We start from the raw sequence: 22,290 nt of genomic DNA, 5'->3' as shown, positions 1-22,290 counted from the left end.
CGGGCTATTATCTGTCTTCTCGGAGTGTAGCGCAGCCCGGTAGCGCATCTGGTTTGGGACCAGAGGGTCCAAGGTTCGAATCCTTGTACTCCGACCAAGATTCAAAGAAAAGGCCGACAGCGAAAGTTGTCGGCCTTTTTCTTTTTCGCGGCTGCGCGAAAAAACTTGGATCCCGGCCGGGATCCAAGTTTGCGTGCGTACCGGGAACTCAACCGGCGCGTTTCGCCGCCAGCGCATTCCCCGCCCGGCTCACACTTTTGCGCCCCAGCTTCTCGGAAATGAACAAGCCCGCATCGACGATCTGATCCAGGTCCACGCCCGTCTCGATCCCGAGCCCCTGCATCAGGTACAGCACATCCTCGGTCGCCACATTCCCCGTCGCGCCCTTGGCGTACGGGCAACCGCCCAGCCCCGCCACCGACGAGTGGAAGATCGCCACGCCCACTTCCATCGCCGCGTAGATGTTGGCCAGCGCCTGCCCGTAAGTATCGTGGAAATGCCCCGACAGCTTCTCGATCGGGAATTCCTGCGCCGCGCGCAGCATCACCGCCTGGGTCTTGCGCGCCGTCGACACGCCGATGGTGTCGGCGATATCGATCTCGTCGCAGCCCAGGTCGCGCATGCGCGCCACCACGTCGCCCACCGCATCCAGCGGCACCTCGCCCTGGTAGGGGCAGCCGAAGGCCGTGCTGATCGAGCCGCGCAGGCGCAGGCCATGGTCCTTGGCGGCCTTGGCCACCGGCTCGAAGCGCTTGATCGACTCGGCGATCGAGCAGTTGATGTTCTTCTGCGAGAAGGCTTCCGAGGCCGCGCCGAACACCACCACTTCGTCCGCCTTGCCGGCCAGGGCCAGCTCGAAGCCTTGCATGTTCGGCACCAGGGCCGAATAGATCACGCCAGGGATGCGTTCGATGCGCGCCATGACTTCGGCGCTGGTGGCCATCTGCGGCACCCACTTGGGCGACACGAAGGCGGCCGCTTCCACGTTGGCGAAGCCGGCGCGCGCCAGGCGCTCGACCAGTTCCACCTTGATATCGGCCGACAGCGCCTCTTTCTCGTTCTGCAGGCCATCGCGCGGCCCCACTTCGACAATCTTGACCTTCTTCGGCAGGCCGGGTTGTTGAATCATTTCAGTATCCTATAGTGCGGTCGACCACGTCGCCGACCGGTTGGCCGTTCTCCAGCGCCGCGATCTTCTCGGCGATCTGGTGGACGGCGTCAGGGCGCACGGTGAGCGCCGAAATATGCGGGGTGATGCTGATGCGCGGCTCGTTCCAGAACGGATGCGGCGCCGGCAGCGGCTCGTGGCGGAACACGTCCAGCGTGGCGCCGGCGATGTGCCCGGAACGGATCAGGGTCATGAGGTCCGGCTCGGCGATGATGGCGCCGCGCGAGACATTGATCAGGTAGGCGCCCGGCTGCAGCTTGCCCAGGTTGTGGCGGTCGAGCAGGTTGGCCGTCTCTGCCGTCAGCGGCAGCAGGCAGACCAGCACCCGGGTGCCGCGCAGGAAGGGCTCGAGCTGCTCCATGCCGGCATAGGTCTCGACGCCCGGAATGCTCTTGGGCGTGCGGCTCCAGCCCAGCACCGGAAAGCCGAAATGGCGCATCGCCTCGACCACCGGCATGCCGAGCCGGCCCAGGCCCATGACGCCGATCGGGAAGTCTTCCTTGGCGATCTGCGGCAGCGGATGCCAGGCGCCGTGCCTGGCCTGCTGCTCGTATTCGTCGAAGCGGCGGAAGTAGCGCAGCACCGCGTGCGCCACATACTCGGCCATCTGCACGCCCATGCCGGCGTCGCCCAGGCGCACCAGCGGCACCTGGGGCAGGGCTTCGCCGAACTTGAGCAGGGCGTCGACGCCGGCGCCCATCAGGAAGATCGCCTTGAGCTGGGACTGCAGGGAAAGCTGCTCCAGCAGGGCCGGGGCAGGGTTCCACAGGATTACATAGTCGCAGGGGGCGAGGACTTCGCCCTCCTTCCAGGCCACCGTTTCGGCCTGCGGCATGATGCTTGCGAATTCGCGCATCCACGGCTCGATGACGCCGTCACCCCGGTACAGCAGTATGCGCATGTCTCCCCCTTGTTATTTTTAGGGTTGTGTTACGCCGCCTTGAATGCCAACAGCGGCGCGCCATCCGCCACCTGGTCGCCGACCTGGTACAGCACTTCTTCCACCAGACCGTCGCTCGGCGCGGAAATCGTGTGCTCCATCTTCATCGCTTCCATGATCACGAGCGGCTCGCCCTTCTTCACTTCCTGGCCGGACGAGGCCATCACCGCAACCACCTTGCCCGGCATCGGGGCAGTCAGGCGTCCGCCCGCGGCTTCCTGCTCGCCGGCGTGCGCCATCGGGTCATTGTACGACAGGGTGTAATGGCGGCCACCGGTAAATACGTGGAACAGCTCGCCGCTGACGTTGCTATCCCTGCGCACGCAGCCGTGCAGCGAGGTCTCGCCCACGCGCAGCGACAGCTCGGCGCCGTCCTGGGCGACCAGTTCCACACGCTGGCGCTGGCCGTCGAGGTCGACCTCCCAGCCATCGTGGCGGTAGGTCAGGCCCACCTGGTAGCTGCCGCCTTCGTCCGCCAGCGACAGCACGCGGCGGTAGTCGCCGTTCATGCGCCAGCCGCGCGCCTGGGACCACGGATCGGCCGGGTTGGCAGCGCCGCGTACCGTTTCGCCCAGGGACAGCGACAGGGCGGCCAGGGCCAGCGCGCCCAGCGGGGCGGCCGACGGCGCCGGGAACAGGGCCGCGCCATGGCGGTCGATCAGGCCGGTGTCCAGGTCGGCGGTCGAGAAGGCTTCGCCTTCGACCAGGCGCTTGAGGAAGGCGATGTTGGTGGCCAGGCCGACGATGCGGAACTCGGCCAGGGCTTGCGACAGGCGCGCCAGGGCCTGGGTGCGGTCCGCGCCCCAGACGATCAGCTTGGCGATCATCGGGTCATAGAAGGGCGAGATCGCATCGCCTTCGCGCACGCCCGAATCGACGCGCACGGCGGCAGGGTTGGCGCCGTCCGCGCCCAGCTCGAACTCGACGGCGCGCGGGGTGTCCATGTGGCGCAGGGTGCCGATCGACGGCAGGAAACCCTTTTCAGGGTTCTCGGCGTAGACGCGCGCCTCGATCGCATGGCCGTGGATCGCCAGCTCGCTCTGCTTCTTCGGCAGCGGCTGGCCTGCGGCCACGCGCAGCTGCCATTCGACCAGGTCGGTGCCGGTGATCATTTCGGTGACCGGGTGCTCCACCTGCAGGCGGGTGTTCATCTCCATGAAATAGAAGGAGCCGTCCTGGTTGGCGATGAACTCCACCGTGCCGGCGCCCACGTAGCCCACGGCGCGCGCGGCGTTGACGGCCGCTTCGCCCATGGCGGCGCGGCGGTCCTGGCTCATGCCCGGCGCCGGCGCCTCTTCCAGCACCTTCTGGTGGCGGCGCTGCACCGAGCAGTCGCGTTCGTGCAGGTAGACGCAGTTGCCGAGGGTGTCGGCGAACACCTGGATCTCGATGTGGCGCGGGCGGATCAGGTATTTCTCGACCAGCACCTTGTCGTCGCCGAAGGAGCTGATCGCTTCGCGCTTGCACGAGGCCAGCGCGGCTTCGAAGTCTTCCGAACGCTCGACCACGCGCATGCCCTTGCCGCCGCCGCCGGCGCTGGCCTTGAGCAGCACCGGATAGCCGATGCGGTCGGCCTGCTGGCGGAGAAACGCCGGCTCCTGGTTGTCGCCGTGGTAGCCCGGCACCAGCGGCACGCGGGCAGCCTCCATCAGCTGCTTGGCGGCCGACTTGGAACCCATCGCGCGCATCGAGGAACCCGGCGGGCCGATGAACACCAGTCCTGCCGCCTGCACCGCTTCCGCGAACTCGGCGTTCTCGGACAGGAAGCCGTAGCCCGGGTGGATCGCCTGGACCCCTAGGGCCTTGGCCACCTCGATGATCTTGGCGCCGCGCAGGTAGCTGTCCTTGGCGGCGGCAGGGCCGATCAGGACCGCCTCATCGCAGACCGCCACGTGCTTGGCGCCGGCGTCGGCTTCCGAATACACGGCCACGGTGCGGATGCCCATGCGGCGCGCGGTGGCGGCGACACGGCAGGCGATTTCGCCACGGTTGGCGATGAGGATCTTGGTGAACATGCGTCTATCTTTCGCTTATGGTTGTTCGGAGGAAGAGTGCGCGGCCATGTCTCCCGGCCGCGCAAGAGATGCATCAGCAGCCGCAGGCTTCCTTCTGCACCGAGTCCAGCGTGGCCGCGCGGGTCTTGAGGCCGAGCTTTTCCAGCAGGACGCGGTCGTCGTCCGCTTCCGGGTTGCCGGTGGTGAGCAGCTTGTCGCCGTAGAAGATTGAGTTGGCGCCGGCCATGAAGCACATCGCCTGCACGGCTTCACCCAGTTCGCGGCGGCCGGCCGACAGGCGCACGCGCGCCTGCGGCATGGTGATGCGCGCCACCGCGATGGTGCGCACGAATTCGATCGGATCGAGCTTGTCGACGCCGTGCAGCGGCGTGCCTTCCACCTGCACCAGGTGGTTGACCGGCACCGATTCCGGATACGGGTTCAGGTTGGCCAGCTGGGCGATCAGGCCGGCGCGCTGCTCGCGCGTCTCGCCCATGCCCACGATGCCGCCGCAGCAGACCTTCAGGCCCGCGTTGCGCACGCGGCCCAGGGTGTCCAGGCGGTCCTGGTATTCGCGGGTCGAGATGACGTTGTTGTAGAAGTCAGGCGCGGTGTCGATGTTGTGGTTGTAGTAGTCCAGGCCAGCGTTCTTCAGCTGTTCCGCCTGGCCTTCTTCCAGCATGCCCAAGGTGGCGCAGGTTTCCAGGCCCAGGGCCTTCACTTCGCGCACCATGTTCTCGACCTTTTCCATGTCGCGCTCTTTCGGGCTGCGCCATGCCGCGCCCATGCAGAAGCGGGTGGCGCCGCTGGCCTTGGCCTGGCGCGCCGCGTCCAGCACGGTGTCGATGTCGAGGATCTTCTTGGCTTCCACGCCGGTGTCGTAGCGCGCCGCCTGCGGGCAGTAGCCGCAGTCTTCTTCGCAGCCGCCGGTCTTGATCGACAGCAGGGTGGCCAGCTCGACGTCGCCGTCCGGGAAGTTGGCGCGGTGCACGGTCTGGGCGCGGTGCATCAGTTCCGGGAACGGCAGCTCGAACAGCGCCAGCACATCGGCCAGCGGCCAGGTGGCGTCGGGACGTTCCTTGATCGCGGCGGTCGGGCGGTGCAGGGCGACGGTGTTAGTTTGGGACATGGGAATTCCTTTTAGATCTGGACCCGCGAGGACGGCCAGCCCGGCAGTCCCGCGAGGTCAATGTAGTCGGCCGCAGCGGCGGCCGTGGGGTGTTCAAGACGCGGCACATGGCCCAGCAGCGGCGCCGGGATGCGCTGTGCCAGCGCGTCGATATTCTCTTGCATGAAGCGCATGTCGGCGTCCGCCGTGTTGGCGACCCAGCCGGCCAGCACCAGGCCACGCGCCACGATGGCTTCCACAGTCAGCAGCGCGTGGCTGATGCAGCCCAGCCGCAGGCCCACCACCAGGATCACCGGCAGGTTGAGCTGGGCGGCCAGGTCGGCACTGTCGAAATCGTCGTTGAAAGGCACGCGGAAGCCGCCCACGCCCTCGACCACCACCGCATCGGAGGCGGCCTGGATCTCGGCATAGGCGGCGATGATCGGCACCGGGTCGATGGTCACGCCTTCCAGCGCGGCGGCGATGTGCGGCGCCGCCGGTTCGCGCAGCATGAAGGGCGTGGTGATCGAGGAGGGCAGGTGCACGTTGCCGGCGGCCGCCAGCATGTCGGCGTCCTCGTTGTGCAGCTCTCCGCCGATCATGTCGGCGCCGGCGGCGATCGGTTTCATGCCGCAGGCGCGGCGGCCGCTCTGCACCAGCTTGTGCAGGATCGCGGCGGAGACCAGGGTCTTGCCGATCTCGGTATCGGTGCCGGTGACGAAGCAGCAGAAGCGCGGCGGCTTGATGTCGGCGGCGCGCGGCTCGGGCAGCGGCTCCAGCGCCGGCTCCAGCATGCGCGGCGGCGTACTGACCACCGGCGGCGGGGCCACTGGCTGTTCGGGTTCGTTCAGGTTTTTCATGTCGCGGCTCTTTCCAGTTCGTTGAGCGCGCGCGCCAGCCGCGCGACCTCGTCGTGGCTGTGGGCCGCGCTCAGGGTCACGCGCAGGCGCGCGGTGCCCGGGGCCACGGTCGGCGGACGGATCGCGGGCACCCACAGGCCCTGCTCGTGCAGGGCGCTCGATGCACGCAGCGCGTCGTCGTTGCTGCCGATGATGACCGGCTGGATCGCCGTGTTCGACGGCGCCAGCTGCCAGTGCCTGAGACGCAGCGCGTCGCGCAGGTGCGCCACCAGGGCAGCCAGGTGAGCGCGCCGATCCGCGCCCTCGGGTCCGCCTATGATATCAAGGCTGGCGAGCAGGGCATGGGCCAGGGCCGGGGGCGCGGCGGTCGTGTAGATGTAGGGACGGGCGCGCTGGACCATGAATTCGATCACGCTGCTGTGCGCCGCGATGAAGGCGCCGCCGACGCCGGCCGCCTTGCCGAGCGTCCCCATGTAGACCAGGTTGGGCGAGCGCAGTCCGAAGTGCTCGAGCGCGCCGCGGCCCTGTTCGCCCAGCACGCCGAAACCGTGGGCGTCGTCGATCACCAGCCAGGCGCCGTGGCGCTCGCATACGGCGAGCAGCTGCGGCAGCGGGGCCAGGTTGCCGTCCATGCTGAATACGCTGTCGGTGACCACGATCCTGGTGCCCGCGCTACAGGCTTGCAGCTGGCGCTCGAGCGCTTCCACGTCGCCGTGCGGGTAGACGCTGACGCCGGCCCTGGCCAGGCGTGCGCCGTCGATCAGGGAGGCGTGGTTGAGCGCTTCCGAGAAGATCATGGCGTCCGCATCCGCGCCCAGCGCGGTCAGGATCGCCAGGTTGGCCATGTAGCCGGTGCACAGGTAGAGCGCGCGCGGCTGGACCAGCCAGGGCGTCATCCAGTCGGCCAGGCGCTCTTCCAGCAGCGCGTGGGCGCGGCTATGGCCGCTGACCAGGTGCGAGGCGCCGCTGCCGGCGCCGTACAAGCTGGCGCCTTCCCGCAATGCTTCGATGACCGCAGGGTGCGCGGCCAGGCCCAGGTAGTCGTTGCTGCAGAAGGCCAGCATGGCGCGGCCGTCCACGATCTGGTTCGGCGCGCAGGCGCTGTCGGCCACGCGCAGGCGGCGCACCAGGCTTTGCTCGGCCAGCTGGGCGAGCTTGCGGTCGATGTTCGCGATCAGGTTCATGGCGCGATCACGGATTCGAACACCTTCTGCGTGCGCGCGGCCAGGCCGGCGACTTCCTCGTCGTCCAGCACATAGGGCGGCATCAGGTAGACGGTGCGGCCGATGGGGCGCAGCAGCAGTTCGTTTTCCACGGCGGTGGAGAAGAAGCGGCGCGAGAAGGTCGAGGCGCGCCGGGTATCCGGTTCCACCGCGTCGAATGCGAAGATCATGCCGCGCTGGCGGAAGTGGCGCGCGCGCTCGTGCTCGGCCAGCGGGGCCAGCGCGATGGTGAGCTTGGTCGCCAGTTCGCGGTTGCGCGCCAGCACATCGTCGTCGCGGAAGATGTCGAGCGTGGCCAGGGCCGCGCGGCAGGCCAGCGGATTGCCGGTGTAGGAGTGCGAGTGCAGGAAGCCGCGCGTAATGTCTTCGCTGTAGAAGGCCTGGTAGATCTCGTCCTTGGTGAGCACCAGCGAGAGCGGCAGGTAGCCGCCGCTGATGCCTTTCGACAGGCACAGGAAATCCGGCCAGATCGCCGCCTGCTCGCAGGCGAAGAAGGTGCCGGTACGCCCGCAGCCGACAGCGATCTCGTCGGCGATCAGGTGCACGTGGTGCTGGTCGCACAGCTCGCGCAGCAGTTCCAGGTAGAGCGGGTCGTACATCGCCATGCCGGTCGCGCACTGCACCAGCGGCTCGACGATGATGGCGGCGATCTTGTCGGCGCGTTCCTCGAACAGCTTGCGCACTTCCTCGATGGCGCGGCGCGCCACGTCCTGGCTCGATTCGCCTTCGTTCGCATTGCGCGCATCCGGCGCCGGCACCACGTGGGAAGCGCGCAGCAGCGGGCCGTAGGCGTCCTTGAACAGCGGCACGTCGGTGACGGCCAGGGCGCCGATGGTCTCGCCGTGGTAGCTGCCCTGCAGGCAGACGAATTCCTGCTTGGCCGGGTAGCCCGCGTTGCGCCAGGCGTGGAAGCTCATCTTCATCGCGATCTCGACCGCGGATGCGCCGTCCGAGGCGTAGAAAGCGTGGCCCAGCGCGTAATTGGTCAGCTCGGCCAGGCGTTCCGACAGCTCGATCACCGGCTCGTGGGTGAAGCCGGCCAGCATGGCGTGTTCCAGGCGGTCGAGCTGGTCCTTCAGCGCCGCGTTGATGCGCGGGTTGGCGTGGCCGAACAGGTTGACCCACCAGGAGCTGATGGCGTCCAGGTAGCGGCGGCCTTCATGGTCGACCAGCCATGGGCCCTTGCCGTGGCTGACCGCGATCAGCGGCACCTCCTCGTGGTGCTGCATTTGCGTGCAGGGATGCCAGACGCTGCGCAGGCTGCGTGCGATCCAGTCGGAGGAGGTGTGCTGCTTCACGATGATTCTTCCAATACTTCAGTTCAGCCAGGAGGGCTTGCGTTTCTCGAGGAAGGAAGCCACGCCCTCGCGCCCTTCCATGGAGGCGCGGATGGCGGCGATGCGGCTGGCCGTATCGGCCAGCAGCGCATCGGTGACCGGCGCGCCGACCACTTCGCGCACCAGCTTCTTGGCTTCCATGACGGCGTTCGGGCTGTTGTTGACCAGGTTTTTCACGATGCCGGCCACGGTCGTGTCCAGTTCATCCGCCGTCACCACTTCATGGGCGAAGCCGATGCGAAGCGCTTCCTTCGCGTCGAAGCGCTCCGCGGTCAGGAAGTAGCGGCGCGCGGCCTGCTCGCCCATGGCCTTGATGACATAGGGCGAGATGGTTGCCGGGATCAGGCCCAGCTTCACTTCGGACAGGCAGTAGCAGGCGGTATCGGCGGACACGACGATGTCGCAGGCCGCCACCAGGCCCATGCCGCCAGCGTAGCAGTCGCCCTGCACCTTGGCCACGGTGGGCTTCGGGCACAGGTAGATGGTGCGCAGCATGTCGGCCAGGCGCATGGCGTCTTCCTGGTTCTCGCTGTGCGAGTAGCCGGCCATCTTCTTCATCCAGTTCAGGTCCGCGCCGGCGCAGAAGGCCGGGCCGTTGGCGGCCAGGACGATCGCGCGCACCAGTTCATTGCGGCCCAGTTCATCGAACACCAGCGCCAGCTCGGCGATCGAGTGCTCGTTGAAGGCGTTGCGCAGGTCCGGGCGGTTCAGGGTGACGGTGGCCAGCTTGTCGGCGATGGAGACGGTCAGGGTTTGATAGTCCATGTTCATCTCCTTACATGCGGAACACGCCGAACTTCGTGTCTTCGATCGGCTTGTTCAGCGCCGCCGACAGGCCCAGGCCCAGCACCATGCGGGTGTCGGCCGGATCGATGACGCCGTCGTCCCACAGGCGCGCCGACGCATAGTAGGGGTGGCCCTGGTGCTCGTACTGGTCCTTGATCGGCTGCTTGAACGCGTTTTCTTCGTCCGCCGACCACTGGCCGCCCTTGGCTTCGATGCCGTCGCGCTTGACGGTCGCCAGCACCGACGCCGCCTGGTCGCCGCCCATCACCGAGATGCGCGCGTTCGGCCACATCCACAGGAAGCGCGGCGAGAAGGCGCGGCCGCACATGCCGTAGTTGCCGGCGCCGAAGGAGCCGCCGATGATGACGGTGAACTTCGGCACCGAGGCAGTGGCGACCGCGGTCACCATCTTGGCGCCGTTGCGGGCGATGCCTTCGTTTTCGTACTTGCGCCCGACCATGAAGCCGGTGATGTTCTGCAGGAAGACCAGCGGGATCTTGCGCTGGCAGCACAGTTCGATGAAGTGGGTGCCCTTGAGCGCCGACTCCGAGAACAGGATGCCGTTGTTGGCGATGATGCCGACCTTCATGCCGTAGATGTGGGCGAAGCCGCACACCAGGGTGGTGCCGTAGCGCGCCTTGAATTCATCGAATTCGCTGCCATCGACCACGCGCGCGATCACTTCGCGCACGTCGAAGGGCTTGCGGGTATCGACCGGGATCACGCCGTAGAGTTCTTCCGGCGCGTACTTCGGTTCGACGTTCTCGACGATGACGCCCTGGACCGGCTTGCTGCGGTTCAGGTTGGAGACGATGTTACGGGCCAGCGACAGCGCGTGCAGGTCGTTCTGGGCCAGGTGGTCGGCCACGCCCGACAGGCGGGTATGGACATCGCCGCCGCCCAGGTCTTCGGCGGTTACGACTTCGCCGGTCGCGGCCTTCACCAGGGGAGGGCCGCCCAGGAAGATGGTGCCCTGTTCCTTGACGATGATCGACTCGTCGCTCATGGCCGGCACGTAGGCGCCGCCGGCGGTGCAGGAGCCCATCACCACCGCGATCTGCGGGATGCCCTTGGCCGACATGTTGGCCTGGTTGTAGAAGATGCGGCCGAAGTGGTCGCGGTCCGGGAACACGTCGTCCTGGTTCGGCAGGTTGGCGCCGCCCGAGTCGACCAGGTAGATGCAGGGCAGGTTGTTCTGCTCGGCAATCTCCTGGGCGCGCAGGTGCTTCTTGACCGTCATCGGGTAATAGGTGCCGCCCTTGACGGTGGCGTCGTTACAGACGATCACGCACTCCTGGCCGGCGACCTTGCCGATGCCGGTGATGATGCCCGCTGCCGGCGCGGCGCCCTCGTACATCTCGTAGGCGGCCAGCTGGGAGAACTCGAGGAAGGGCGTGCCCGGGTCGAGCAGATTCTCTACGCGGTCGCGCGGCAGCAGCTTGCCGCGGGCGACGTGCTTGCTTGACGCGGCTTCGCCGCCGCCCTTGGCGATCTGGGCGACCTTGGCGCGCAGGTCGTCCACGACCGCCTGCATGGCTGCGGCGTTGGTCTTGAAGTCCTCGCTGCGCGGGTTGAGTTTGCTCTCGATCTGGGGCATGGGCCGTCCTCTAAATGTCTCTGCTTTATTCTTTGTCAGGGAAACTGCCGTCCAGGTAGAACCAGCGCGGGGCGCCGCCGGCGGGATCGGGCTCGCGCAGGAAACGGCTCACTTCGTGGAGCCGGTGCGCGCGTCCGCCGATCTTGAAGCGGGCGACGAATTCCACCGTGTCGCTGTCTGGATGGTCCGGCAAATTTACTTTACGTTGACGTAAACGTAAAGCAGATTTTATCTCAAGACCGAGCCAGCGGATGGGCTCTTTTTCATCGATGATGGGCTCGGTCGGCCGGGTACTGGGATGCCAGGTTGACAACAAATAAGGCTCGTCCTTGAGCGCGTAGGCGGTATAGCGCGAGCGCATCAGGGCTTCCGCCGTGGGCGGCAGGGCTGCGCCAGAGAGGAAAGGACCGCAGCAGGTGTCGAACGAGGCGCCGCCGCATGGGCAGGCAGCGGAAGAGGCAGGACGGGTAGACATGGCGGCAATTATCCGCGATTTCGCCCGAGCGGGAGCTGCCGCCTGCCGAATCGGCACGGCGCCGATGCCGCTCGGTTGCCGGCTTTCAGGCCTTCAGGGTCAGCCCACCGAGCGTAAATGGCGGCGCCTTGCCCTGCATCGCCCCGGCCAGCAGCGCGGCGGTGCCGCAGGCGAAGGTGAAGCCCAGCGGGCCGTGGCCGACGTTCAGCCACAGGTTGTCGTAGGGCGTGGCGCCGATGATCGGTGCGCTGCTCGGTGTCGCCGGGCGCAGGCCGGCCCAGACCGACACTTTCGAATAGTCGGCCGCGCGCGGCATGGTCTCGCGCACCTGGCGCGTCAGGCTGTCGACCCGCTTGGGGTCGTGGCGCAGGTCTTCGCCCACCATGTCGACCATGGCCGCCACCCGCAGCTTGTCGCCGATGCGCGCGTACAGCACCTTGCGCTCGAAGTCGGTGACGCTGATCTCGGGCGCGACATCATCCGTGCGGATCGGCGCGGTCAGGCTGTAGCCCTTGAGCGGGTAGAGCGGCAGGCGGATGCCGACGCTGTCGGACAAGTCGCGGCTCTGGATGCCGGCCGCCAGCACGTAAGCATCGGCAGTCAGGATGCCATTGCCGGTCTCGATACCGATGATGCGGCCTTTCTCGGCACGCAGGCGCCGCGCCTCGCCGTGGACGATGCCCTTGAAGTTCGGATGCTGGCGCAGCTGGACGCCCAGCGCCTGGCAGAAGGCGTGGCAGTCGGCCACCGCTTCGCCGGCGTTGTAGATGCCGCCCGCCAGCAGCGGCTCGGCGGCCGCCAGCGAAGGTTCGCGCTCGGCGCAATCCTTCGGCGACCAGATCTGGCCGGCGCCGGCCTTGGCCGCGGCTTTCTCGAAAATGTCGCGCGAACGATACACGACCAGCTTGCCGGCATCGCGCCAGTCGAAGTCCTCGAGCGGCACCTTCACTTCCAGCTGCTTCATCGACTGGCGCGACAGTTCGCCCAGTTCGAGCAGCTTGGCGGTGGTGCGGCGGTTGACGTCGGCGCGGCAGTGGGCGAGGAAGCTGGCCAGCCAGCGGTATTGGCGCAGGTCGGCTTCCGGTTTGAAACGCAGCGGGCCGTTCTCCTGGAACAGCCACTGGAGCGCCTTGAGCGGCACGCCTTCGTCGGCGAGAGGCGAGACGTAGCGGTAGCTGAGCTGCCCGCCGTTGCCGTAGCTGGCGCCGCTGCCCACCTCGGGCGCGCGCTCCAGCAGGGTGACGCCATAGCCTGCCTCCGCCAGCCACCAGGCGGAAGTCAGGCCGACCACGCCGCCGCCGATGACGATTATGTGCTGCATTTCAAACTCATTTTTTCAGATTCGGAGGGTGAGCTTAGGGGTTTGGCCGCGCACAAGCCAATGAATGCTGAGCGAGCGCTCATAACCGAGATATATGCGCGCATTTGGACACCCGTTCAGTTCTGTTGGCCGACGATCGCCTGCCGGTACAGGGCGGTGAGGATGCGCTCCTCGAAGCGCGCCAGGGCCGAGTAGCTGCCCTTTTGCGTTTCCGGATCGGCCGAGCTGCCGCCCACCAGCACCACCATGCCGTTGCCGGTCGCGCGCTCAAAAGCGAACACCGAGCGCAAACCATAGGCATCGCCCAGGTGGCCGATGGCGTCGAAACCGCCTTCGACCAGGCGCATACCGGGACGGTCGGGGAACTGCTGGTTGCCCAGGGCCCAGGCCTGATAAAAACCGTCCAGGGTGGCGCCGTTGCCGCGGGCGGGGTCGTAGGTCCACTGGCGCGTGAACATATGCTCCAGCGTTTCGCGCTTGAGAATCCGGGTGTTACCGTGCATCCCGCCCTGCATCAGCATGCGCATGACCACGCCCAGGCCGCGCGCCGAGATGCGCAGGCCGCCCGTCGGGCTGTAGGGTGTGGCATTCACCCCCGGCACATAGCCGGCCAGGCTTGCGGGTGGTTTCGCGCTGTAGTCGTCGACCTGGGCGATCCACGGGCCGGCCGCGTTCCAGATCTCGGTATCGGTAGTGCGCTTGCGGTACAAGGTAGCCAGGTTGGCCAGCGCGCCCGGAGCCAGCTCGGAGGGGTGGTAGGCCGCTTCGATGCCGAGCGGCTTGAACAGCAGGCGCTGCATCAGCGCGTTGAAGCGTTCGCCGGTCACCCGCTCCATGACGGTGCCGATGATGCCCCAGCCGAGGTTGCAGTATGTGAAATACTCGCCCGGCGCCGCCTTGGCCGACCACATCGCGGCCGCTCCCGGCGCCAGCACGTCTTTCAGCGCGGTCGTGTTCGGCCAGGAATAGCCGCCGTCGTCGCGCAGCGAGGAGGTATGGCTCAGGATCAGACGCAGGCTGATGGGCTGTTTGGGAAAATGGGGATTGCGCAGCGGGAAGCCGAGGTAGCCGGAGACGTCGGCGTCCAGGTCCAGCTTGCCGTCTTCGACCAGGCGCATCAGGCCGAGCGTGGTATGCAGCTTGGAGACCGAGGCGATCCGGTACAGCGTTTCCGGCGTGGCAGGGCGGTCCGGGCCGATGCTACGGCGGCCGAAAGCGCCTTCGTAGACCGGCTGGCCGGCGCGGATCGCCAGCACCGACAGGCTGGCCAGCTGCATGGCCGGATCGTCGACGATGGCGGCCAGCTCGCTATCGAGCCGGCGCTGGAGACCGGCCATGGCCGGCGGCGCCGCGAACAGCGGCTCCATCGCACCCAGCATCACCATTCCCAGCACCGACCGCCTGCCCTGGTTCATTCCCGTCTCCGTATTGATGCGTTCACCCGGATGAGCATACGGACAGCGCGGAATCCTTGCCAAATGAATAGCCGTCACGCGGCCATAACCGTTTTGCATTGGCATCAAGTGGTATGCTCATAACTCCGCCACATGCGCATACAAGATTTTTTCATGAGGCCGGCCGATCCAGCGCCCGGCACAGCCGCTACACTCGTTCCATGTCCATGACACCCCCCAGCACCGGTTTCCAGGTCAACCTGGAAGACAACTCGCCGCTCTACATGCAGCTGGCGCGCAAGCTCGCGCAAGACGTGCGCGACGGGCGCTACCAGGCCGACCAGGCGCTGCCGTCCGAACGCACCTTGTCCGAGCTGCTGGATGTTTCGCGCGTCACCGCGCGCAAGGCCATCGACCAGCTGGTGGACCAGGGCCTGGTGGTGCGCCGCCGCGGTTCGGGCAACTACATCGCGCCGCGCATCGAGCAGCCCCTGTCCAACCTGTCGAGCTTTTCGGAACAGCTGCAGCAGCGCGGCTACCGTCCGGGCTCGCACTGGCTGCGGCGCGAGGTATTGCCGGCCGACGCCGACGAGCAGCTCTCGCTGGGCCTGTCGCCGGGCACCCGCGTGGCGCGGCTGGAGCGCCTGCGCCTGGCCGACGACCTGCCGATGGCCTACGAGGTCAGCGTGATCCCGGCCACCGTGCTGCCGCGCCCTGAAGGCGTGATCGATTCGCTCTACGCCCACTTGGCCAAGACCGGCCACTTGCCGGTGCGCGCGCTGCAGCACATCCGCGCCATGAACGCGCCGGCCGACCTGGCCGAGCGCCTGGATATCCCGGAAGGGCGGGCCGTGCTGTTCATTACCCGGGTCGGCTACCTGGAATCAGGCGAGCCGGTCGAGCTGACGCACTCGTACTGCCGCAGCGACCACTACGACTTCGTGGCCGAGCTCAGACGATCCACATAACTTATTGGCATGATCGCAGCCGATCCTTTCATAAGATCGCTTGCCGGATTGGTATTACACTGGTTTTATCGATTACTGCGCATTCAACAACCACGGTCATGCTGAAAACCGAAACCCCCTCCCAGGCGCACGCCGCCCTCGACCAGTACGCCACGCCGGACCTGGTCAATGTCTTCGTCGACGACCAGATCAACGCCGTCAACGCGGTGCGCGCCGCCGCACCCAGCATCGCGCTTGCTGTCGACGCCGCGCTGCCGCGCATGGAAGCGGGCGGACGCCTGATCTACGTGGGCGCCGGCACTTCGGGCCGCCTGGGCGTGCTCGACAGCGTCGAACTGTATCCGACCTTCTCCTGGCCGCACGGCCGCGCGGTGGCGCTGCTGGCCGGTGGCAGCGACGCCATGTTCGTGGCGGTGGAAGGCGCGGAAGACGATTTCGACCAGGGCGCGGCCGACCTGCGCAGCGTGAACGTGGGCCCGGACGACGTGGTCCTGGCCATCGCCGCCTCGGGCGGCACCCCTTACGTGCTCGGCGCGCTGCAGGCCGGACGCGCCGCCGGCGCCCTGACCGTGGGCTTCGCCAACAATACCGACGCCCCGGTCGCGAACGAAGCCGAGATCGGCGTGACCCTGGACACCGGCCCGGAAGTCGTCTCCGGCAGCACCCGCCTGAAGGCCGGCACCTCGCAGAAGATCGCCCTGAACACCTTTTCCAGCGCCCTCATGGTGCGTTTGAACAAGGTCTACGGCAACCTAATGGTAGACTTGAAGGCTACCAACGCCAAGCTAGTGCGGCGTGCGATCCGCCTGACCACTTTCGCCACCGGCGCCGACGAGGCGGCCGCGCGCGAGGTGCTGGAGCAGTGCGGGTTCCACGTCAAGACCGCGATCGTGGCCTTGTCCAAACAAACCAGTGTCGAGCAGGCGCAAGCGCTGCTGGAAGCGGCGCACGGCAGCGTGCGCCAGGCGCTCGCCTAACCAGGTGCGCGCGGCTTCCCGCGCACCCTCCCGCCCGGCACACGAAAGAGTCATGCAAACTTCGCAAGCGAACAGCACCGGGCGCAGCCCCTGGACCTGGATTCCGTCCCTGTACTTTGCCCAGGCCATTCCCTACGTGGTGGCGAATGGCCTGTCGGTCATCATGTACAAGGACATGGGGGTCTCGAACTCCGACATCGCCTTCTATACCAGCCTGCTCTACCTGCCCTGGGTGATCAAGCCCCTGTGGTCGCCCATCGTCGACATGGTCGGCACCAAGCGCCGCTGGACCGTGCTGCTGCAGCTGGCGATCGCCGCCGCGCTGCTGGCGGTGGGACTGGTGCTGCACCTGCCGGCCTTCTTCATGGTCAGCCTGGCCGTGATGTGGGTGATGGCCTTCGCTTCCGCCACCCACGACATCTCGGCCGACGGTTTCTACATGCTGGGTTTGCGCCAGCAGCAGCAGGCCGCCTTCGTGGGCGTGCGCTCCACCTTCTATCGCCTCGCCACCCTGGCCTGCCAGGGACCGCTGGTGGTCCTGGCCGGCACCCTGGCCGTGAGCCTGGGCGACGTGCACCAGGCCTGGTCGGTGGTGTTCTTCGTGATGGCCGGCCTGTTCTTCGCCGCCTTCGCCTGGCACCAGTTCGTCCTGCCCAAGCCCGACAGCGACCGTGCCGTGCCGACGACCAGCAATCCGCTGCGCGACTTCTTCGGCACCTTCGGCGCCTTCTTCGGCAAGCGCGACATCTGGCTGATCCTCGGCTTCATCCTGACCTTCCGCCTGGGCGAAGCGCAGCTGCTCAAGCTGGTCGCTCCCTTCCTCAAGGACCCCGTCGAGAAGGGCGGCCTGGGCCTCACCACCGCGCAGTACGGCATCGCCTACGGCACGGTCGGCATCATCGCCCTGACCCTGGGCGGCCTGGCCGGCGGCTGGCTGATCTCGCGCCTGGGCCTGAAGCGCTGCCTGTGGCTGATGGTGTTCGCCGTGCACCTGCCGGACCTGGTCTTCGTCTACCTGTCGCAGACCCAGCCGACCGGCCTGGCCACCGTCTCGGTGTTCCTGGCGATCGAGCAGTTCGGCTACGGCTTCGGCTTCACCGCCATGATGATGTACATGATCATGGTGGCCGACGGCCCGCACAAGACCGCGCACTACGCGATCTGCACCGGCCTGATGGCGCTGGGCATGATGGTGCCGGGCATGTGGAGCGGCGACCTGCAGGAATACCTGGGGTACAAGAACTTCTTCATCTGGACCTGCCTGGCCACGATCCCGGCCTTCATCATGGCGGCGCTGGTGAAGATCGACCCCGAATTCGGCAAGAAGTAAACCGGGACCGCGCAGGACCATGACCACCGCCCCGGTGCGCCTGACATCGCTCGACGCCTTCCGCGGCTTCACCATTGCCGCGATGGTGCTGGTGAATAATCCCGGCGACTGGGGCAGCCTGTATCCCCAGCTCGCGCACGCCAAGTGGAACGGCTGGACCTTCACCGACACCATCTTCCCCTTCTTCCTGTTCATCGGCGGCGTCGCCATGGCGCTCTCGCTGGGACGCCTGGCGGCGGGCGGCGCCGACAAGGGACAGCTGCTGCGCAAGCTGGCCGTGCGCGCCGCCATCATCTTCCTGATCGGCTTCCTGCTGAACCTGATCCCGCGCTTCGACCTCGAGACCGTGCGCATTCCGGGCGTCCTGCAGCGCATCGCCCTGTGCACCCTGCTGGCGGCGCCGCTGGTGGTCTACCTGGGCTGGCGCGGCCAACTGGCGGCGATCGCGCTGCTGCTGTCGATCTACAGCGTGCTGCAATTGCTGGTCCCGGTGCCCGGCATCGGCGCGGGCGTGCTGGAGCCGGGCCGGGACTTCGGCGCTTACATCGACCGCATGCTGCTGGACGGCCACCTGTGGGTGCAGGCCAGGACCTGGGATCCGGAAGGCCTGCTGTCGACCTTGCCGGCCCTGTGCAGCCAGCTGTCCGGCGTGCTGGCGGGCCGCCTGCTGCTGTCTTCCTTACCGCGCATCGAGCAGGTGGTGTGGCTGCTGCTGGGCGGCCTGGTCTGCCTGGCGCTGGGCTCGGCCCTCGACGCCATCCTCATGCCGATCAATAAAAGCCTGTGGACGCCGTCCTACTGCCTCCTGATGAGCGGCTGGGCGCTGCTCGCTTTCGGCGCCGCCTACTGGCTGCTGGACGCGAATCCGCACGCGGCCCTGCGCGAGCGCGCGGCGGCCTGGAGCAAGCCTTTCCTGATCTACGGGATGAACGCGCTGTTCATCTTCGCCTTCTCCGGTTTCGTGGCCAAGATGCTGGGCTTTATCAAGCTGGCCCAGCCCGACGGCAGCCAGCTTTCGCTCGGCCGCAGCCTCTACGCGCCGATCAAGGCGCTGCCGCTTGGCCCGGTGAATACCTCCCTGTTATACGCCATCGCTTTCAATGCCTGCATGTTCGCCGTTGCGTACCTCATGTGGCGCAAGCGCTGGTTCGTCAAAGTCTAGAATGAAAAGAATAAGGAGCCGATGTGCAGCCTGACCTGAAAAAACGCGCCTTTGCGCTTGCCGGCGTGGCCGGCGCCCTGGCCCTCGGCGGCTTCCTCACCGCCTGCACCACCCAGCCCACCGCATCCAGCACCCAGCCCGGCGCGCCCGCGCCTGCGGACGCATCCATGGTCACGGGGGGCGACCAGCCGCCGCCGGCCCCGCGCGAATTCCGCGCCGCCTGGGTGTCGACCGTCGCCAACATCGACTGGCCGAGCAAGCAGAACCTCACCGCGGCCCAGCAGCAGGCCGAAGCCCTGGCCATCCTCGACCGCGCCAAGGCGCTCAACCTGAACGCCATCGTGCTGCAGGTGCGCCCGTCCGCCGACGCCATCTACGCTTCCAAGATCGAACCCTGGTCGGAATACCTGAGCGGCGCCCAGGGCAAGGCTCCACAGCCCTGGTACGACCCGCTCAAGTTCTGGGTCACGGAAGCGCATGCGCGCGGCATCGAGCTGCACGCCTGGTTCAATCCCTTTCGCGCGCGGCACGACGGCGCCCGTTCGCCGGCCGCGCCCAACCACATCACCAACGCCAACCCGGCCGCGGTCAAGCGCTACGGCAGGTTCATGTGGATGGACCCGGCCGAGGAAGCGGCCTCGAAGCAGACCCTGGACGTGATCCTGGACGTGGTGCGCCGCTACGACATCGACGGCGTGCACATCGACGACTACTTCTATCCCTATCCGATCGAGGCCACCCCGGCCGAGGTGGCGGGCAATGCGGCGGCCCTGGACGGCAAGACCGGCAAGGCCGAACTCGACTTCCCCGACCAGCCGGCCTGGGACCGCTATGTGGCGAGCGGCGGCAAGCTCGATCGCGCCTCCTGGCGCCGCGACAACGTCAACCGCCTGATCGAGAACATCTACAACGGCATCCGCCGCGAGAAGAGCTGGGTGCGCTTCGGCATCAGCCCCTTCGGCCTGGGCCGCCCGGACCGCCGTCCTCCCGGCATCACCGGCTTCTCGCAGTACGACAAGCTGTACGCGGACGCCGAGCTGTGGCTGCAGAACGGCTGGCTCGACTACTTCACGCCCCAGCTGTACTGGCCGATTGCGCAGCCCGGCCAGGCCTACGACGTGCTGCTCGACTACTGGATTTCGCAGAACACCAAGGGCCGCCACATGTGGCCGGGCCTGTTCACCAGCCGCATCGGCGCGCCCACCAAGGACTACCAGCCGGAAGAAGTGCTGCAGCAGATCAGTGTCACGCGCGCCCGCCCGGCGGCCAGCGGCCACGTCCACTTCAGCATGGCGGCCCTGATGCAGAACCGCAAAGGCATCAGCGACCAGCTGCGCGCGACCCGCTATACCGGCCCGGCCCTGGTGCCGGCCACGCCCTGGCTGGGCGGCGATGCCCCGGGCACGCCGCTGGTGGCGGCCGAGCGCCGCAAGAACGCGCTCCAGCTTAAACTGAAGGCCGGCAAGGCCAACGCCCTGTATGCGATCTGGGCGCGCCACGGCAACGAATGGCGCTTCGCGGTGGCCCCGGCCTCGCGCGTGGACTGGACCATTCCGGACGACGACAAGCTTGGCGCGGCCGACGCGGTGTTCGTCAGCGCCGTCGACCGCCTGGGCGTCGAAGGCGCGCGGGTGCAGGTCTGGAACAAGTCCTAAGATGCCGGGCATAACCCTGGCTCATGCTGCAAGCGCCAGCATTCATTCGCGCCACGGCGCGCTGGGAGCGTAAACTTGACGGTCATGCAAACACACGCACAACACGCCGCTGAGGGCATGGGCCTCGGCATCGACGCCGGCGGCACCCAGACGCGCTGGGCCCTGGCCGCGCCCGGGGGCCATATCGTGGCCGAAGGCACGGTGGACGGCCTGTCCGCCCTGCAGATGGCCAGCAGCGAAGGCCGCGGCACGGTGCGCGCCACCTTCGCCGGCATGGCCCAGGCGGTGCTGGAACACGGCCGCCCGGCAGCCGTCCGCGCCGGCATGACCGGTTTCGGCGGCGAGGGCGAACAGCTGGCGCGCTGGCTGGCCGGCTTCCTCGGCATCGAATCCAGCGCGGTCACGCTCTGCAACGACATCGAGATCGCCTACCTGGCCAGCTTCAGTCCCGGCGAAGGCTACCTGGTCTATGCCGGCACCGGCTCGATCGGCGCCTTCATCGACGCCAACGGCGAACTGCACCGCGCCGGCGGGCGCGGCGTGGTGCTCGACGATGGCGGCGGCGGTTTCTGGATCGCGCGCGAGGCGCTGCGCCACATCTGGCGCAACGAAGACGAATACCCCGGCAGCTGGGAAACCTCGCCCATGGCCAAGGCCGTGTTCCAGCACATCGGCGGCAGTGACTGGTCGTACTCGCGCCAGTTCATCTACCACAGCGAGCGCGGCGAGGTCGGCAAGCTGGCGCTGGCCGTGGCCGCCAGCGCCGAGCGCGACCCGGCGGCGGCGGGCATCCTGCGCGAAGCGGGCAAGGAACTGGCGCGCCTGGCGCTGGCCATGATCCGCCGCTTCGGTCCGCGCCCGGTGGCCCTGACCGGCCGCGCCGCCGAGCTGCATCCCGTGATCGTGCAGACCATGCGCGCCGCCCTGCCGCCCGATACCCCGCTCAGCCAGACCGGCCTGCGCGCCCACCACGCCGCCGCGCGCCTGGCGGCCGGGCCGCTGCCCGGCATCGACTAGACCAACAGGAAGAACCATGAAAACCCTGATCGCCGCCCTTACCCTGGCCTTGCTGGCCGGCTGCGCCACCGGACCGCGCTACGACACCACCTACAACTCCGTCGGCCAGTCCAGCCGCGTGCGCTTCCTGGTGCTGCACTACACCGTGGCCGACAAGCCGTCCTCGATCAAGATCCTGACCGAGCAGCAGGTGAGCGCTCACTACCTGCTGACCGACGACCCCGAGCCGGTGATCTACCGCCTGGTGGACGAAACCCGCTCGGCCTACCACGCCGGCAACTCGAGCTGGAAGAACTACACCCAGCTCAACAACAGCTCGATCGGCATCGAGATCGTCAACGCCGGCTGGAAGGACACCCCGAACGGCCGCGTGTTCGCGCCTTTCCCGCAAACCCAGGTCGACGCCCTGGTGGGGCTGGTGAAGGACATCGTGCAGCGCCACGGCGTGGCGCCGGAAAACGTCCTCGGCCACAGCGACATCGCGCCGCTGCGCAAGCAGGACCCTGGCCCGCTGTTCCCGTGGCAGCGCCTGGCCCAGGAAGGCTTGGTGAAATGGCCTGATGCCGCGCGCGTGGCCCTGGTGCGCCCAGCCTTCGACGCCTTCCTGCCGGACGCCGGCTGGTTCCAGCGCAAGCTGGTCATGCACGGTTTCTCGCTGCCGCAGACCGGCGTGCTGGATGAGGCGACCCGCACCACCCTGGCCGCCTTCCAGATGAAATACCGCCCGGCCGACTATGCCGGCAACCCGGATGCCGAGACCGCGACCCTGCTCGAAGTGCTGACCACGCCGCCGAATGCGCCGCTGCCGGTGTTCCCGGTCCCGACTGCGCCGGTGCCGCCGGTCCCGCCGACGCCGGCCGTCCCGCCAGTACCACCGTCGCCAGCGCCGCTGACCGCGCCGAGCGTCCCGGCGCCGCCCGTGCCGGTCGCGCCCACGCCGGTGGTTCCCGAAACGGCCCCGGCGCCCGCCGCCCCGCC

Annotated in this window: 18 protein-coding genes, 1 tRNA gene and 1 pseudogene; 8 read left to right on the top strand and 12 right to left on the bottom strand. The window is 67.7% G+C overall.

Annotated elements, in window-relative coordinates:
* Positions 1–20 precede the first annotated feature (20 nt).
* A tRNA-Pro gene (locus J8847_RS01710) sits at positions 21–97 on the top strand.
* Positions 98–208: 111 nt separating this feature from the next.
* On the opposite strand, the gene J8847_RS01705 is transcribed toward J8847_RS01710, so the two are convergent.
* From J8847_RS01705 to J8847_RS01650, 12 genes are all read right to left on the bottom strand, one after another.
* Positions 209–1,129, bottom strand: coding sequence for a hydroxymethylglutaryl-CoA lyase (locus J8847_RS01705; protein WP_211522960.1), 921 nt, complete (start codon positions 1,127–1,129; stop codon positions 209–211).
* A gap of 1 nt (position 1,130) precedes the next feature.
* Positions 1,131–2,069: a glyoxylate/hydroxypyruvate reductase A gene (locus J8847_RS01700; RefSeq protein ID WP_211522959.1), complete on the bottom strand. Its 939-nt coding sequence runs from the start codon at positions 2,067–2,069 to the stop codon at positions 1,131–1,133.
* Between the two features lie 29 nt (positions 2,070–2,098).
* Positions 2,099–4,123 (bottom strand): acetyl/propionyl/methylcrotonyl-CoA carboxylase subunit alpha, encoded by a 2,025-nt coding sequence (locus tag J8847_RS01695; RefSeq protein ID WP_211522958.1) that lies wholly within the window; start codon positions 4,121–4,123, stop codon positions 2,099–2,101.
* Between the two features lie 73 nt (positions 4,124–4,196).
* Positions 4,197–5,231, bottom strand: coding sequence for a biotin synthase BioB (bioB, locus tag J8847_RS01690; RefSeq protein ID WP_211522957.1), 1,035 nt, complete (start codon positions 5,229–5,231; stop codon positions 4,197–4,199).
* 11 nt (positions 5,232–5,242) lie between these two features.
* Positions 5,243–6,004 (bottom strand): dethiobiotin synthase, encoded by a 762-nt coding sequence (gene bioD / locus J8847_RS01685; protein WP_229512459.1) that lies wholly within the window; start codon positions 6,002–6,004, stop codon positions 5,243–5,245.
* A 62-nt stretch (positions 6,005–6,066) separates the two neighbouring features.
* The gene (gene bioF, locus J8847_RS01680; protein WP_211522955.1) at positions 6,067–7,254 is read right to left on the bottom strand and encodes an 8-amino-7-oxononanoate synthase; all 1,188 of its coding nucleotides are present in this window, start codon (positions 7,252–7,254) and stop codon (positions 6,067–6,069) included.
* Positions 7,251–8,591, bottom strand: a complete 1,341-nt coding sequence (bioA, locus tag J8847_RS01675; RefSeq protein WP_211522954.1) for an adenosylmethionine--8-amino-7-oxononanoate transaminase — start codon at positions 8,589–8,591, stop codon at positions 7,251–7,253. Before bioA ends, bioF begins: the two co-directional genes overlap by 4 nt.
* Positions 8,592–8,609: 18 nt before the next feature.
* A complete protein-coding gene (locus tag J8847_RS01670; RefSeq protein WP_211522953.1) occupies positions 8,610–9,395 on the bottom strand; it encodes an enoyl-CoA hydratase/isomerase family protein in 786 nt (261 codons plus the stop codon).
* A gap of 10 nt (positions 9,396–9,405) precedes the next feature.
* Positions 9,406–11,013 carry a carboxyl transferase domain-containing protein gene (locus J8847_RS01665; RefSeq protein WP_211522952.1) on the bottom strand — a complete coding sequence of 536 codons (1,608 nt, stop codon included), beginning with the start codon at positions 11,011–11,013 and terminating at the stop codon, positions 9,406–9,408.
* A 25-nt stretch (positions 11,014–11,038) separates the two neighbouring features.
* A complete protein-coding gene (locus tag J8847_RS01660) occupies positions 11,039–11,488 on the bottom strand; it encodes a YchJ family protein (RefSeq protein WP_211522951.1) in 450 nt (149 codons plus the stop codon).
* Positions 11,489–11,573: 85 nt separating this feature from the next.
* A complete protein-coding gene (locus tag J8847_RS01655; protein ID WP_211522950.1) occupies positions 11,574–12,809 on the bottom strand; it encodes a D-amino acid dehydrogenase in 1,236 nt (411 codons plus the stop codon).
* Between the two features lie 116 nt (positions 12,810–12,925).
* Complete coding sequence (locus J8847_RS01650) at positions 12,926–14,224, bottom strand: serine hydrolase (protein WP_229512453.1); 1,299 nt, start codon at positions 14,222–14,224, stop codon at positions 12,926–12,928.
* Between the two features lie 206 nt (positions 14,225–14,430).
* Here J8847_RS01650 and J8847_RS01645 point away from each other — a divergent pair, with 206 nt between their 5' ends.
* From J8847_RS01645 to J8847_RS01615, 7 genes and pseudogenes are all read left to right on the top strand, one after another.
* The gene (locus J8847_RS01645; protein ID WP_211523095.1) at positions 14,431–15,171 is read left to right on the top strand and encodes a GntR family transcriptional regulator; all 741 of its coding nucleotides are present in this window, start codon (positions 14,431–14,433) and stop codon (positions 15,169–15,171) included.
* A gap of 98 nt (positions 15,172–15,269) precedes the next feature.
* A complete protein-coding gene (murQ, locus tag J8847_RS01640) occupies positions 15,270–16,148 on the top strand; it encodes an N-acetylmuramic acid 6-phosphate etherase (protein WP_211522949.1) in 879 nt (292 codons plus the stop codon).
* A 52-nt stretch (positions 16,149–16,200) separates the two neighbouring features.
* The gene (locus J8847_RS01635; RefSeq protein ID WP_211522948.1) at positions 16,201–17,478 is read left to right on the top strand and encodes an MFS transporter; all 1,278 of its coding nucleotides are present in this window, start codon (positions 16,201–16,203) and stop codon (positions 17,476–17,478) included.
* A 19-nt stretch (positions 17,479–17,497) separates the two neighbouring features.
* Entirely contained in the window at positions 17,498–18,640 is a 1,143-nt protein-coding gene (locus J8847_RS01630; protein ID WP_211522947.1) for an acyltransferase family protein, read from the top strand.
* Between the two features lie 23 nt (positions 18,641–18,663).
* Entirely contained in the window at positions 18,664–20,295 is a 1,632-nt protein-coding gene (locus J8847_RS01625; protein ID WP_211522946.1) for a family 10 glycosylhydrolase, read from the top strand.
* A gap of 84 nt (positions 20,296–20,379) precedes the next feature.
* On the top strand, positions 20,380–21,312 hold the full coding sequence (locus tag J8847_RS01620) for an N-acetylglucosamine kinase (RefSeq protein ID WP_211522945.1): 933 nt from the start codon (positions 20,380–20,382) through the stop codon (positions 21,310–21,312).
* A gap of 16 nt (positions 21,313–21,328) precedes the next feature.
* Positions 21,329–22,096, top strand: a pseudogene (locus J8847_RS01615) (N-acetylmuramoyl-L-alanine amidase); the annotation flags it as partial.
* Positions 22,097–22,290: the final 194 nt, after the last annotated feature.

Origin of the sequence: Massilia sp. AB1 (genome assembly GCF_018119385.1) — a bacterium.
In the GTDB taxonomy this organism is placed as follows: Bacteria; Pseudomonadota; Gammaproteobacteria; order Burkholderiales; family Burkholderiaceae_D; genus Telluria.
The sequence above is the reverse complement of the archived record's forward strand: the minus strand, read 5'-3'. Positions and strand labels throughout refer to the sequence as shown.